Raw genomic sequence first — 13,752 nt, forward strand, 5'->3', positions numbered from 1 at the left:
ATACTTCATACATTTTCATTCAGCCGGACATAAAAAAACCGCCTCGAAAGGCGGTTTATGTTTGAAAGAATTACTTCAAGAAACGTTGATAACCCAGATTATTGGTAATTTCCTGATATGGATAGGTAATGGTTTCGAGAGTTTCGATCAAGCCATCCGGATTCTGTTGTGCATCGGTTGCTTCAAGACCCACCAGAACACGTCCTTCAGCAGCGCCGTGGTTCCGGTAGTGGAACAGGGTGATATTATGGGTTGGGCCAAGACGTTCCAGGAACATCAGTAAAGCGCCAGGACGCTCCGGGAATTCCACGCGGAACAGGCGCTCATTTTCAATATCGGCATGACCACCGATCAGGTAACGGATATGCAGTTTGGCCACTTCGTCATCAGACAGATCGTCAACGTCATACTGGAACTTTAAGGTTTCATAAATTTCCTGACGTTCTTTCTCGCCATTTTTCAGACTGATGCCGACAAAGACTTGCGCAGCAGAAGCATCGCTGGCACGGTAGTTAAATTCAGTAATATTACGGCCTTGTAATGCACGGCAGAAACTCAGGAATGAACCTTTCTGTTCCGGAATGGTCACGGCAAAAATCGCTTCTTTGCGTTCACCCAGTTCGGTACGTTCAGCGATATAACGTAAACGGTCGAAGTTCATGTTGGCGCCGCAGACAATCGACACCATGTTCTTCCCTTCGATGCCATGTTCAGCCACGTATTTTTTAATACCTGCCAGAGCCATTGCACCAGATGGTTCTACAATGCTACGGCATTCGTCATAAGTGTCTTTAATCGCTGCACAGACTTCATCCGTATTCACCAGCACCACATTCGGTTCCACGATTGGGCCAGAATTGTCCGATTTTTGCAGACGAATCACATCAAATGGTTTTTCACCAATTTGGGCTACCGCTGTACCATCAGCAAACAAGCCCACAGATGGGAGAATCACACGTTCATTTGCTTCTAAAGCAGCTTTTAAACAGGCAGATTCGTCGTATTCCACTGGAATGACTTTAACGTGGGGTGCGACATCACCTAAATACGCTGCAACACCTGCGATCAGGCCACCACCGCCAACTGCGACAAACACGTAATCCACATCGCGCCATTGACGCAGGATTTCATTAGCAATCGTACCTTGGCCAGCAATCACCAGTTCATCATCATAAGGCGGAATGAAGGTCATGCCATCTTCCTGGGCACGTTGAATCGCATACTTGTTGGCGACATCAAATGAATCACCATGCAAAACCACTTCGCCACCAAGACGCTTAACCGCCTGTACCTTGATATCAGGTGTGGTTTTAGGCATCACAATAATCGCGCGAATACCCAGCTTTTTCCCTGAGAGTGCCACGCCCTGTGCATGGTTACCCGCTGAAGCAGTAATAACGCCACGTTCCATTTGTGATTTCGGTAATTGACTAATACGGTTATAGGCACCGCGTAGCTTGAATGAAAAAACCGGTTGTAAATCTTCACGTTTAAAGCGGATATTATTATTGAGTCGTTCGCTAATTCGTGGCGCTGCTTCGAGTGGAGTTTCGATTGCAACATCGTAGACCGTTGCTTGTAAAATTTGTCGAACCAAACGAGACAGCATGTTAATTTTCCATCTAACAGTTTAAAATAGGGGCTTATTGTAACAAACCACACGGCTTTGCGGTTTAAAAAAGCTGCAAAAGTCCAAAATAGTTGAGTGAAGCCATGAGTCTATATGCAACCCAAGATGAGAAAAAACAAGCAGCAGCCAAAGCCGCTTTAAAACACTTGCCAAAAGGGGGCATTTTAGGCGTAGGTACAGGCAGTACTGTAAACTTTTTAATTGACTTATTGCCTGAGCTGCAATTGGAAGCTGCGGTAGCCAGTTCAGAAGCAACTGCACAACGCTTGAAAAAACTCGGCATTGAAGTGGTAGATATGAACTCTGTCAGTGGTCTGGATGCTTATGTTGATGGTGCAGATGAAATTGATCGTCATATGCATATGATCAAAGGTGGCGGTGCAGCGCTGACACGTGAAAAGATTGTTGCCTCTATTGCGAAAAAATTTGTGTGTATCGTGGATGATTCTAAATGGGTTGGACAATTAGGGCGTGAGTTCCCGCTTCCTGTAGAAGTGATTCCAATGGCGCGTTCTGCAGTCGCGCGTAAAATCGTATCTTTAGGTGGCGATCCTGCGTACCGTGAAGGTGTGGTCACTGACAACGGTAATGTGATTTTAGATGTGTACAACCTGAATATTCTAAATGCACTTGAACTGGAAAAAACCTTAAACGATATTCCGGGCGTGGTATGTAACGGTATCTTTGCGATCAACAAAGCAGATATCGCCATTGTCGCGACTGATAACGGAATTGAAGAGCGTACAGCGGTTTAATTAAACTTTCTAGAAAAAATCCCTCTAAATCTCCCTGAGCGAAGTTTTGAAGCACTGCTTTAAAACAAGTGCAAGAAGGGAGACTTTTAAAAGCCCCTCTTTGAAAAAGAGGGGGTTAGGGAGATTAAAAAAACTATAATGACCTTATCCGATCTACCCGAAATCCAAATCACCCGAAATGTCCGTTCAACCCGGTTACGTTTGCGTGTCGATGCGACCCAGATTCGCCTCACAGCCCCGGTTTTTTGCAGCAAAAAACAGATACGGCATTTTATTGAACAATCTGAAAGCTGGCTGATTAAAACCTGGCAATCCCAGCAAGAAAAAATCGAAAATATTGACCGGACGTTACCGATTGAGCTGCGGTTATTTAATCTAAAAGAACCTGTACAAATTTCTTATCAAAGCCAGAAGAGCAACTTCATTTTTGATCATAAAAATTTACAGCTTTGCATCAGTGACCGACATCCTGAAGAATATTTAAAAACTTTCGTGATTGCCTACGCAAAAGAACAGCTTCCTTCATATTTAAATCTTGTCTCACAGCAATGTCATTTGCCTTTTAAAAACTGCAGTATTCGACAACCTAAAACCCGGTGGGGCAGTTGTTCGGCCAAACATGACATTATGCTGAATAGTGCGCTAGTATTATTTCCTGAAGAGGTCACGCATTATGTCGCTGTCCATGAACTGGTACACACAAAGCATTTTGATCATAGTCCACGCTTTTGGGCAGAAGTTGCTAAGCATGATCAGCATTTCCAGCAGCATCGTATAACGCTGAAAAATACGCCGTTGCCATATTGGTGGGGTGCCTAAAACCATAATTAATAAGTCCATATAACTCTATTGAAATAGCCTAAGCAAATTAAAAGTTTCATGATCAAAATCGGACTTATCCTACTGATCAATTAAAAAACCAGCAAACCCCAGTGAAATGGTTTAGAAAACCTCAACTTCCTGTCATACTAGGCTGTATAAAGGAAACATTTATTTGAGGTAATCATCGTGATTTCAGTGGGTATTGTGGGTGGTACGGGTTATACAGGCGTTGAACTTTTGCGTCTTTTGCTACGACATCCAGATGTAAATGTAACAGCACTGACATCACGTACTGAAGCAGGTCGTCGTGTAGATGACATGTTCCCAAGCTTGCGCGGGCATACCAATCTTAAATTTTCTGATTTGAGTCTGGGTTTATTAAAATCATGCGATGTGGTGTTCTTTGCAACGCCGCATGGTGTCGCAATGAAACATGCCGAAGAGCTGGTTGCTGCAAATACCAAAGTGATCGACTTGGCGGCAGATTTTCGTTTACAAGATCTTGAACAGTTTGAAAAATGGTATGGCATGCAACATGCATGTCCAGAACTGTTAAAAGATTCTGTTTATGGTTTATCTGAGCTAAATCGTGAAGAAATTAAAAAGGCCAGTGTGATCGGGAATCCGGGGTGTTATCCAACTACAGTTCAGTTGGGTCTGGCGCCGGTCTTAAAAGCGGCTGAAGCATTGGTGAAACCTGAAAGCATTATTATCGATGCCAAATCTGGTGTATCAGGTGCAGGTCGTAAAGCCAGTCTGGGCATGATTTATTCTGAAAATTCCGATAATTTTAAGGCCTATGGTGTAGCGGGTCATCGTCATCACCCTGAAATTGTCGAAGCATTGGAAAAAATTTCAGGTCAAAAAAATGTGTTTGATCATATTTTATTTGTACCGCATTTGGTGCCGATGATTCGTGGTATGTTGTCGACCATCTATATCGATTTAACTGAAGCAGGCCAATCAGCAGATTTACAAGCGCTATATGAGCAGTTCTATGCCAATGAAGCATTTGTCGATGTTATGCCGGCGGGTAGCTCACCCGAAACCCGTTCAGTGCGTGGAGCGAATCAGTTGCGTATTGCCTTGTATAAGCCACAACCAACGAAACTGGTTGTACTGGTTGCACAAGACAATCTGGTAAAAGGGGCAGCAGGTCAGGCTGTACAAAACATGAACCTGATGTTTGGTTTTGCTGAAGACGCTGGCTTAAATAATATTGGTTTATTACCATAAAAAACGTATTAGAACTTCACACACATTTAGATTTGCATTTAAATGTGTGTCTTGATTAAAGCAAACAAGAGATCAAAATGCCGAATAACGAGTCAAATACGACGCTTCCTCAGGAACCCGGGACTAAGAAACCATTCATGAAAGGTAATACGCCCTTGGCCATTGGTGCGGCTGTATTGATCTTAAGCAGTGGCGTACTCGGATATACCGTAGGACATCGTCAGGGTTTGACTGCGGCGGGTTATGATGCAGATGCAGAGCAACTGGTCGATGTGGTACAGACTCAGAAAGCCAGTCTTGAAACACTGAACAAGACGCTGAATACTGCGGTTCAGGAGCGTGATCTAGCTGTCAGCAACGCCAATGATCTGTATCTGGCCATGACCAAGGCACGTGATGAACAGGTGCAGGCTGAAAGTGTAGGAACCATTTATCGCGAAATTTTGCGTCAACGTGGTGGTTTGGCATTGGCGGTTCAAAACCTGTCGATTAAACCATTACCCGAAAATGCCTTTGAATACCAGATTGATCTGGTTCAGGTCAGTCCAGGCAAAAGTCGTGCTTCAGGTAGTGTGGAACTGCGCCTGATTAAAGGGACTGAAATTCTGGTGGTACCACTGGAAGATAAAAACTTTAATTTTGAAAATTATGAGCGACTCACTGGCCGCTGGACCATGCCGAAAGGCTTTAAACCAGAATTTATTGAAGTGCGTCTTACTGGTGCCAAGCCTGTGATTCGTCGTTTTAGTTGGGAACAGGGCAAAGCAGTCGAAAATCAGTCTGCCACCTTGTCAGAAATTCCGAAAACCGAAGCAAATGCAAATTAAGTGTGAAATATAAATCTTATGCCAAGCAATAAACGTCAAATGTGTTTAAGTGATATTAAAAATTCTTTTAATGAGTCTGGAATCGTTGATTGGCATATCAGCCCACGTTTAGCAAATGAACCCTCTGAAGACGGTGATTCTGACTTAGCTGTACAGACTGCACCGCCAGAACTGAAACGTCCACCGTTGTATGCGGTTGTTTTATTAAATGACGACTATACGCCGATGGAGTTTGTAATTGAAATTTTACAACAATACTTTGCAATGAATCTTGACCAAGCTACACAAGTAATGCTAACTGTACATTATGAAGGAAAGGGTGTAGCTGGGGTTTATCCTCGAGACATTGCGGAGACCAAAGCGAACCAAGTCAATAATTATGCTCGATCACAAGGTCATCCGTTAATTTGCCAAATAGAGCCTAAAGATTAAGGGGGTTACATGCTCAGTCGTCAATTAGAAGTATCACTACGTTTGGCTGTCAGCATGGCTCGTCAAAAGAGACATGAGTTCCTGACCGTAGAACATTTATTGTTAGCCTTGCTCGACAATGATTCAGCCGTGAATGCTCTCAAAGCATGTGGTGCGGACATCATCGTGTTGCGTAAGGAATTAGAAGAGTACGTAGAACAACATACCCCTAAACTTGGTGAAAATAGTGATCAGGCACCACACCCGACAGAAAGCTTCGACCGGATCTTGCAACGCGCGATTTTTCACGTGCAGTCAAGCGGCGGCGATCGTACTGTAGAAGGTGCTGATATTCTGGTTGCCATGTATTCTGAGCGTGACTCATTTGCAGTCTATCTGCTGAAACGTCATCAAATTAACCGTCTGACCCTGACTCAGTACCTGTCTCATGGTACCCGTAAAGAAGATGTACAGTCTGAAGAAGAAATCGAAGATCTAGATGGCGAATCAGCATCTTCAGCAAGTTCAGGTCCACTTGAACTTTATACCACTAACCTGAATGTTGAAGCACAAAAAGGTAAGACCGATCCACTGATTGGTCGTGAAAAAGAAATCGAGCGTGCCGCGCAAATTCTTTGCCGCCGTCGTAAAAATAACCCACTCCTTGTCGGTGATCCAGGTGTCGGTAAAACCTCGATTGCTGAAGGGCTGGCTTGGTTAATTGTCAATGGTAAAGCGCCAAAACCACTGGAAAATGCTGAAATTTTCAGTCTGGACATTGGTGCTTTGGTGGCAGGAACCAAATACCGTGGCGACTTTGAAAAACGCTTGAAACAGCTTTTAAATGCGTTGAAAAAGAAACCTGAAGCAGTGCTGTTTATTGATGAAATTCACATGATTATTGGTGCAGGCTCGAGTATGGGCAGTACCATGGATGCATCGAATCTGATCAAACCGGCGCTGGCAAATGGTTCTTTACGCTGCATCGGGTCAACCACATTCCAGGAATACCGTCAGGTCTTTGAGAAAGATCATGCTTTATCGCGTCGTTTCCAGAAAATTGATGTGAATGAGCCATCTATTTCTGAAACTATTGATATCCTACGTGGTCTGAAATCGAAGTTTGAAGATTTCCATCATGTGGAATATGAAGATCAAGCCTTAGTGTCTGCGGTAGAACTTTCTGCGAAATTTATCAACGACCGTTTCTTGCCAGATAAGGCGATTGATGTCATTGATGAAGCCGGTGCTCAGCGCCGTCTCAAAGCAGAACAAGATGACAGTTTAATCACCGTAGAAAATATTGAAGACATCGTTTCTAAAATTGCGCGTATTCCTCCGAAAACTGTCTCTAAAGATGACAAGAGTGTGCTGGAAAATCTTGAGCGTGATTTAAAACGTGTGGTCTTTGGTCAGGATGAAGCGATTGAGGCCTTGGCTTCTGCAATTAAACTGTCACGTGCCGGTTTGAAGTCTCCAGATAAGCCTGTAGGTAGTTTTGTCTTTGCGGGTCCTACAGGTGTTGGTAAAACCGAAGTGACCAAGCAGCTCGCGAAACAGATGGGTGTGGAACTGGTTCGTTTTGATATGTCGGAATACATGGAACGTCATGCAGTGTCACGTTTGATCGGTGCACCTCCGGGCTATGTCGGTTTTGATCAGGGTGGCTTGCTCACCGATGCGATTCACAAAAATCCGCATTGTGTGCTGTTGCTAGACGAGATCGAAAAAGCGCATCCAGATGTGTTTAACCTCTTATTGCAGATTATGGATCATGGTTCATTGACTGATAATAACGGGCGTAAATCTGATTTCCGTAACGTGGTCTTGGTACTCACCACCAATATTGGTGCTGAAAGTATTTCACGTGTCAGCATTGGTTTTATGGAACAGGACAATAGTAACGATAATCAGGAAGCGATGAAGAAAGTTTTCTCGCCAGAATTCCGTAACCGTCTCGATGGCGTGATTCAGTTCAAGGCATTACCAAGCAGCATTATTGAAAATGTTGTAGATAAATTCCTGACTGAACTTCAAGCACAACTAGATGACAAAAAAGTCATGTTGGAAGTGGATCAGAGTGCACGTGAATGGATGTCAGAACATGGCTATGACCGTTTAATGGGCGCACGTCCAATGCAACGTTTGATTCAGGAACACCTGAAAAAACCGCTGGCTGAGATGATCCTGTTTGGTGAGCTGGCTGAAAATGGCGGCAATGTTGCAGTATCTGTGAAAAAAGAAAATGGTAAAGCGGTTGGCTTAAAACTTGAAGTTTTTGAAGACCAGACTGCTGAACCAGCTTAATTAATAAGAAGGATCAAACCCGTGCTTGCACGGGTTTTTTCATGGACTCATATTTTAAATTATCAAATTCATATCATTTAAAAGATAAATTATGGATATTCAAGTTACCAAGCTGTTCACGACATTTTTACTGTTTTTAGTCACGGCATTGATGGAAATTTTAGGTTGTTATTTTCCCTATCTGATTTTAAATCAGGGGAGAAGCCACTGGTTATGGATTCCGACAGCTCTGGCTTTGGCGGCTTTTGTCTGGCTGTTAACCTTGCATCCAGCTGCTTCAGGACGGATCTATGCCGCTTATGGCGGTATCTATATTTTTTCAGCACTGATGTGGTTGCGCTTCGTTGATCAAGTGACTCTATCGCGTTGGGATCTACTTGGTGGCATGGTGGTAATACTGGGCGCGTTGATTATTATTTTGCAGCCGCAAGGCTTGGTGCGTTAGCAAGATATAACAGTAAACCTTATTAAAAAAGGTAGCCACGGCTACCTTTTGTTTTCAGGATTCTTGAATCCTGAATCGAAATAAATGTCTTATGTGTTTAGATTATTTTAATTTGCAATCTTTCTGGGAAATATCCGTTTTATATGTTTGTGTCTGCGAGTTCAGGCTGAGTTCAACCTTGTAAGGGTTCTCAATCTGATAGCGATGCTCAAAGAAAATTTCACAATTATTGAGCAGATTATTGCGAATGACTTTCATCACTTCTTTGCGCCCCAAGTCTTTTTCAAACTGGCTAAAATCGGGCGTGATGATCATGCCTTTCAGTGTGGTTTTATTGGCACTTAACTGTAATTGTTCAATAATCGTATTTTGATCAATCTGCAATGGTAAAGTTCTGGAATCCTCTGCACTGAGCACTGCGAGCAATTCATTCAGCTCAGCTTTTTTCTGAATTTTAAATTTGCTGTCAATAATATTTTTTTCTTGAAGATATTGGTCAAATTCAGAAGCATGCACCGGTAAGGCGACACTGCTAAAACCAGTCAAGAGTGCCAAAGCCCAATATTTTTTTTGCATTGTATAAAATCACTTTTTATTCCATTTCAACAATGATTATAAGAGCTGAGACAAAAAAAGCACCAGAGATTGGTGCTTAATTTGTGAAGATTCATCTTAAAAAATTAGTCTTTTTTCAGATTTTCATTAATCAGGAATTCAACCAAAGCTTTTTGCGCGTGCAAGCGGTTTTCAGCTTCATCCCAAACTACGGCATTTTTATGGTCAAGCAGATTTTCTGAAATCTCTTCGCCACGATGCGCAGGCAAGCAGTGCATAAACAAGCAATCCGGATGTGCAAGATCCATCAGGCGTTCATTCACCTGATAATCTGCAAAGGCTTTTTCACGGATCTTCTGCTCTTCTTCCTGACCCATGCTTGCCCAAACATCAGTCACGATCAGGTCAGCATTCACCGCTGCATCTTCAGCAGAAGGAACCAGTTCCACACAATGCGCGAATTCAGACAGGAATTTTTCTTGTGGCTCATAGCCTTTTGGCGCTGCAATTTTCAGATTAAAGCCCCACATATGTGCAGCTTCAATATAAGAGTTACACATATTGTTGCCATCACCAATCCAGGCAACAGTTTTACCTTCAATTGAGCCACGTTGCTCTACATAAGTCTGCATGTCAGCAAGTAGCTGGCAAGGATGGTGGTCATCTGTCAACGCATTAATCACTGGAACTTTTGAATAAGATGCAAAACGCTCCACGATATCATGGCCGAAAGTACGGATCATCACGATATCCAGCATGCTTGAAATCACACGTGCAGAATCTTCAATCGGTTCACCACGACCTAACTGGGTATCGCGTGAAGACAGGAAAATCGCGCTACCACCAAATTGGCTCATGCCAGCTTCAAACGAAACACGCGTACGGGTACTCGATTTCTCAAAAATCATGCCCATCACTTTACCAACAAATGGTTGGAACACTTCATTGTTATGCTGTTTGCGCTTAAGCTCAATTGCGCGTTGCAAAATCTGGTTAAGTTCTAAAGTTGATAAATCGCGTAAGGTGAGAAAGTGACGGAGAGCCATTCGTTACTCCACAATAATTGCCGAAAAACTCGATCAACAATCAGTTGTTGGTTAGTTTAAGAAAAAAATACGGAATCGGCTAATATACTATAAGCAATGAAAAATGCAAAAAAACTAGACTTTTTGATGACCGTCTAAAAAGCGATCCACACAATAACTGATGTATTTGTCGATTTCCTGATCATCTTCCTGTACCGGAATTCCCATCAGAATACGCCATTCCAGATTGCGCAAAATACCAAAATACAACTGTGCCGAATATTGCGGATTCTCGCAATGCAATAAACCTTGCGCATCTGCCTGTTCTAAAGCCGTAGCAATGGCACTTTGTACATGCACCGGGCCTCGCTCATGAATATGCTGGGCAAGTTCTGGATTGCGCTGACTCTGTTCCAGCACCAGACGCATAAAGGCCGAGTTTTCAGGTTGCATGATCTGGTGATAAAAATTGAGTAGCGTGTGTACTAAATAACTACGAAAATCCAGTGCCATCAATTCGATCGGAATACTGATATCTTCAAAAAACTTGATACGACGATAATCGCAGATGGCTTTAAACAAGCCTTCTTTATTGCCAAAGTATTTATAGATCGAAGCTTTGGAGCCTCCGGCATGCTGGACGATATCATCCAGAGAGACAGCGTCATAACCCCGTTCCAGAAATAGCTCGGTTGCACTGATCAGCAGCGCAATACAACGCTCATGACCACGTTTGGTCTGTGGCAGATCTTTGGCGAGCGGTTCTAGGGCAAGGTCTTGCATAGGAGATCGTACATCAACATGACAATAAAGATTGAAACGCCATCATAGCAAATATATGCACATATTTCATAATTGCGCCAGATAAGTGCGCTATTTGCTAATTAGGTAAAGCAAAACTTAAAAATTTGACTAAAGTTTTAGAGTATTTGTTCTATCGGGTTATGGAATGAGCAAGCCAAATGAGTATACTCGAATTTCAATAATTATAGCCAAGACTGTGGAAAAGGAAGATGACAGAACAAATGTCTGCAGGTTTAAGATTTAGACAAGCGCTTGAAGTCGAGAAACCATTGCAAATTATGGGCACGGTAAATGCCTATGCTGCCATGATGGCCAAACAGGTCGGTTATAAAGCCATTTATTTATCAGGTGCGGGTGTCGCGAATTATTCTTATGGTTTGCCTGACCTGGGCATGACCAGCCTGGATAATGTTCTTGAAGATGTACGCCGGATCACTGAACGTGTGGATACACCTTTACTGGTTGATATTGATACCGGTTGGGGCGGCGCATTAAATATTGCCCGAACGATCAAACAGATGATTGCAGCAGGAGCCGCTGCGGTTCATATTGAAGATCAGGTTGCACAGAAGCGTTGTGGTCATCGTCCAAATAAAGAAATCGTATCGCAACAGGAAATGGTCGATCGTATCAAAGCTGCTGTAGATGCGAAAACCGATTCAAACTTCGTGGTGATGGCGCGTACCGATGCGCTACAAAAAGAAGGCCTGCAAGCCGTGATTGACCGTGCTTCTGCCTGTGTTGAAGCGGGCGCAGATGCGATTTTTGCTGAAGCGATGACTGATATCACCATGTACCGTACAGTATGTGATGCGGTCGGTGTGCCAGTCCTGGCGAATATTACCGAATTTGGTGATACGCCGTATTATACGGTAGATGAATTGGCTGAGCAGGGCATTGGCATGGTGCTGTATCCATTGTCAGCGACACGTGCAATGCAAAAAGCCGCACTTGAAGTGATGCGTTCGGTGCGCGAACATGGTACTCAGGTAAATGTGCTGGATATCATGCAACAACGAAAAGAACTCTACGAATTTTTAGATTATCACAGCTTCGAAGACACATTAGATAAACTGTTTAAACAGGAGAATTAAAAAAATGGCTGAAGGAAAAGTACTCACTGGCGCAGGATTGCGCGGACAAGTGGCAGGTAAAACCTCACTTTCAACAGTAGGCAAAAGTGGCGCAGGCCTGACCTATCGCGGTTATGACGTACAGGATCTGGCTGAACATTGCCAGTTTGAAGAAGTCGCTTACCTGATTTTCTTCGGAGAATTGCCGACATCAGAGCAATTGGCAGCCTACAAAGCCAAACTGAAATCCTTACGCACTTTACCTCAGGCATTAAAAGAAGTCCTTGAGCGTATTCCTGCCGACTCACATCCAATGGATGTGATGCGTACTGGCGTTTCCATGCTGGGCAATCTTGAAACTGAGCAATCTTTTGAGCAGCAACAGGATATCGCAGACCGTATTTTGGCAACTTTGCCGGCAATGATCTGTTACTGGTATCGTTATAGCCATGACGGCGTGCGTATTGAAGAAAATACCGATGATGATTCAATCGGTGCGCAGTTCCTGAATCTACTGCATGGCGAAAAGCCAAATGAATTACATGAACAGGTGATGAATGTTTCCTTGATTCTGTATGCAGAGCATGAATTCAACGCTTCAACTTTTACCGCTCGTGTGTGTGCATCAACGCTGTCCGATATGCACTCTTGTATTACCGGTGCAATCGGTTCCTTGCGTGGCCCTCTACATGGCGGTGCCAACGAAGCTGCGATGGACATGATTGAAAACTGGAAGTCGCCTGAAGAAGCTGAACGTGAAATGCTGGGCATGCTGGAACGTAAAGAAAAAATCATGGGCTTCGGTCATGCGATCTATAAGGACAATGATCCGCGTAATGGCATTATTAAAGTCTGGTCTGAGCGTTTGGCCAAAGATGTCGGTGATACGGTACTTTATCCAGTCTCGGTACGCTGTGAAGAAGTCATGTGGCGTGAGAAGAAATTATTCTGTAATGCGGATTTCTTCCATGCATCTGCCTATCATTTTATGGGCATTCCAACCAAGCTGTTTACCCCGATCTTTGTTATGTCGCGTGTGACAGGCTGGGCCGCACATGTGATGGAACAACGTGCAGACAATCGTATTATCCGTCCAAGCGCGGATTACACTGGGCCAGAGTTGCGTAAAGTAGTGCCAATCGCTGAGCGTTCTACTGCGGCTTAATCTGTTTCTGTAGTAAAAATAAAAAAAATAAGGTCTCAATTGAGACCTTATTTTTTATCGGTTTCGTTATCGGCTTAACAGTGCCGGATCTTCAATGCTATAACCTGTTTCAAAAGGAATACCCAGATACTTTACTATTACCAGAGTTTTATTTTGTCTCGGAACTTTATAGGCCTGGCTAATTTTCAAGCCTTGCTGATAACTAACCGCTTGCTGAACCGCGCTTTTTTGTAAGCCAGATTTCACTTGATATTGATAGGTCCATTTTGGCACTTTTTCCTGAGGGTCATGCCAGGCAGGCGCGCTACCTTTTTTTGTCTTTAACACCTTAAGCTGTGGTTTTGATTTTTGAATTGGATTTAATGGAACTAAACGTTTTTTGATTTTGGCAATGTCCTGATCAAACTTGCGACTGTCTTGATCATAATCGATGCGCTTGGTTTTAGGATTGATATATAAGGAATTGACCTGAACCAGTTGATTTGGTTTTTGGGATTTAAAATTATAATAATATAGTTGAGGCAAGCGTCCACGACCATCAAGATAGTGACGCATGATATAAAGCTTCTGTTCTTTGACTTCATAGCCTAGAACTTCAATATTTTGTGGACCGCCTACGGTAGCGAAAGCCAGAGTGGGCAAGCTCAGAGGGAGCAGGAGCAGTGCAGTTTTAATATTCATGGTCATTCCACCCTCA

At 43.3% G+C, this 13,752-nt stretch carries 14 protein-coding genes; 9 read left to right on the forward strand and 5 right to left on the reverse strand.

The window, feature by feature from the left end:
• Positions 1 to 70 precede the first annotated feature (70 nt).
• Positions 71 to 1,609 (reverse strand): threonine ammonia-lyase, biosynthetic, encoded by a 1,539-nt coding sequence (gene ilvA / locus F995_RS10370; RefSeq protein WP_004646781.1) that lies wholly within the window; start codon positions 1,607 to 1,609, stop codon positions 71 to 73.
• Between the two features lie 104 nt (positions 1,610 to 1,713).
• Between ilvA and rpiA the strand changes: the two genes are divergently transcribed.
• From rpiA to F995_RS10405, 7 genes are all read left to right on the forward strand, one after another.
• Positions 1,714 to 2,385, forward strand: coding sequence for a ribose-5-phosphate isomerase RpiA (gene rpiA, locus F995_RS10375; protein ID WP_004279784.1), 672 nt, complete (start codon positions 1,714 to 1,716; stop codon positions 2,383 to 2,385).
• A 138-nt stretch (positions 2,386 to 2,523) separates the two neighbouring features.
• Complete coding sequence (locus F995_RS10380; protein WP_004646782.1) at positions 2,524 to 3,204, forward strand: M48 family metallopeptidase; 681 nt, start codon at positions 2,524 to 2,526, stop codon at positions 3,202 to 3,204.
• 183 nt (positions 3,205 to 3,387) lie between these two features.
• Positions 3,388 to 4,443 carry an N-acetyl-gamma-glutamyl-phosphate reductase gene (gene argC, locus F995_RS10385; RefSeq protein WP_171057010.1) on the forward strand — a complete coding sequence of 352 codons (1,056 nt, stop codon included), beginning with the start codon at positions 3,388 to 3,390 and terminating at the stop codon, positions 4,441 to 4,443.
• A gap of 77 nt (positions 4,444 to 4,520) precedes the next feature.
• Entirely contained in the window at positions 4,521 to 5,270 is a 750-nt protein-coding gene (locus tag F995_RS10390) for a DUF6776 family protein (protein ID WP_004279781.1), read from the forward strand.
• Positions 5,271 to 5,288: 18 nt separating this feature from the next.
• Positions 5,289 to 5,702, forward strand: coding sequence for an ATP-dependent Clp protease adapter ClpS (clpS, locus tag F995_RS10395; protein WP_004646784.1), 414 nt, complete (start codon positions 5,289 to 5,291; stop codon positions 5,700 to 5,702).
• 9 nt (positions 5,703 to 5,711) lie between these two features.
• Positions 5,712 to 7,988 (forward strand): ATP-dependent Clp protease ATP-binding subunit ClpA, encoded by a 2,277-nt coding sequence (gene clpA / locus F995_RS10400; protein WP_004646785.1) that lies wholly within the window; start codon positions 5,712 to 5,714, stop codon positions 7,986 to 7,988.
• 91 nt (positions 7,989 to 8,079) lie between these two features.
• On the forward strand, positions 8,080 to 8,433 hold the full coding sequence (locus F995_RS10405; RefSeq protein ID WP_004646786.1) for a YnfA family protein: 354 nt from the start codon (positions 8,080 to 8,082) through the stop codon (positions 8,431 to 8,433).
• Between the two features lie 102 nt (positions 8,434 to 8,535).
• On the opposite strand, the gene F995_RS10410 is transcribed toward F995_RS10405, so the two are convergent.
• The 3 genes from F995_RS10410 to F995_RS10420 form a co-directional block, all read right to left on the reverse strand.
• A complete protein-coding gene (locus tag F995_RS10410; protein WP_004646787.1) occupies positions 8,536 to 9,009 on the reverse strand; it encodes a hypothetical protein in 474 nt (157 codons plus the stop codon).
• Positions 9,010 to 9,113: 104 nt separating this feature from the next.
• Positions 9,114 to 10,034, reverse strand: coding sequence for an ornithine carbamoyltransferase (gene argF, locus F995_RS10415; protein ID WP_004280178.1), 921 nt, complete (start codon positions 10,032 to 10,034; stop codon positions 9,114 to 9,116).
• A 114-nt stretch (positions 10,035 to 10,148) separates the two neighbouring features.
• Complete coding sequence (locus F995_RS10420) at positions 10,149 to 10,796, reverse strand: TetR/AcrR family transcriptional regulator (protein WP_004646788.1); 648 nt, start codon at positions 10,794 to 10,796, stop codon at positions 10,149 to 10,151.
• A 230-nt stretch (positions 10,797 to 11,026) separates the two neighbouring features.
• On the opposite strand from F995_RS10420, the gene prpB reads away from it, so the two are divergent.
• On the forward strand, positions 11,027 to 11,911 hold the full coding sequence (gene prpB / locus F995_RS10425; RefSeq protein WP_004280180.1) for a methylisocitrate lyase: 885 nt from the start codon (positions 11,027 to 11,029) through the stop codon (positions 11,909 to 11,911).
• A 4-nt stretch (positions 11,912 to 11,915) separates the two neighbouring features.
• Complete coding sequence (gene prpC / locus F995_RS10430) at positions 11,916 to 13,055, forward strand: bifunctional 2-methylcitrate synthase/citrate synthase (RefSeq protein WP_004646790.1); 1,140 nt, start codon at positions 11,916 to 11,918, stop codon at positions 13,053 to 13,055.
• 66 nt (positions 13,056 to 13,121) lie between these two features.
• Here prpC and F995_RS10435 read toward each other — a convergent pair whose 3' ends face one another.
• On the reverse strand, positions 13,122 to 13,742 hold the full coding sequence (locus tag F995_RS10435) for a hypothetical protein (RefSeq protein WP_004646791.1): 621 nt from the start codon (positions 13,740 to 13,742) through the stop codon (positions 13,122 to 13,124).
• Between the last annotated feature and the right edge of the window lie 10 nt (positions 13,743 to 13,752).

The sequence above is a fragment of the Acinetobacter sp. CIP A162 genome (genome assembly GCF_000367905.1).
Classification (GTDB): Bacteria; Pseudomonadota; Gammaproteobacteria; order Pseudomonadales; family Moraxellaceae; genus Acinetobacter; species Acinetobacter lwoffii.

Excerpts from the sequence above, each read along its gene's own strand:
- ilvA (WP_004646781.1), bottom strand. The coding sequence starts at position 1,609 with ATGCTGTCTCGTTTGGTTCGACAAATTTTACAAGCAACGGTCTACGAT.
- rpiA (WP_004279784.1), top strand. The coding sequence starts at position 1,714 with ATGAGTCTATATGCAACCCAAGATGAGAAAAAACAAGCAGCAGCCAAA.
- F995_RS10380 (WP_004646782.1), top strand. The coding sequence starts at position 2,524 with ATGACCTTATCCGATCTACCCGAAATCCAAATCACCCGAAATGTCCGT.
- F995_RS10390 (WP_004279781.1), top strand. The coding sequence starts at position 4,521 with ATGCCGAATAACGAGTCAAATACGACGCTTCCTCAGGAACCCGGGACT.
- clpS (WP_004646784.1), top strand. The coding sequence starts at position 5,289 with ATGCCAAGCAATAAACGTCAAATGTGTTTAAGTGATATTAAAAATTCT.
- clpA (WP_004646785.1), top strand. The coding sequence starts at position 5,712 with ATGCTCAGTCGTCAATTAGAAGTATCACTACGTTTGGCTGTCAGCATG.
- F995_RS10405 (WP_004646786.1), top strand. The coding sequence starts at position 8,080 with ATGGATATTCAAGTTACCAAGCTGTTCACGACATTTTTACTGTTTTTA.
- F995_RS10410 (WP_004646787.1), bottom strand. The coding sequence starts at position 9,009 with ATGCAAAAAAAATATTGGGCTTTGGCACTCTTGACTGGTTTTAGCAGT.
- argF (WP_004280178.1), bottom strand. The coding sequence starts at position 10,034 with ATGGCTCTCCGTCACTTTCTCACCTTACGCGATTTATCAACTTTAGAA.
- F995_RS10420 (WP_004646788.1), bottom strand. The coding sequence starts at position 10,796 with ATGCAAGACCTTGCCCTAGAACCGCTCGCCAAAGATCTGCCACAGACC.
- prpB (WP_004280180.1), top strand. The coding sequence starts at position 11,027 with ATGACAGAACAAATGTCTGCAGGTTTAAGATTTAGACAAGCGCTTGAA.
- prpC (WP_004646790.1), top strand. The coding sequence starts at position 11,916 with ATGGCTGAAGGAAAAGTACTCACTGGCGCAGGATTGCGCGGACAAGTG.
- F995_RS10435 (WP_004646791.1), bottom strand. The coding sequence starts at position 13,742 with ATGACCATGAATATTAAAACTGCACTGCTCCTGCTCCCTCTGAGCTTG.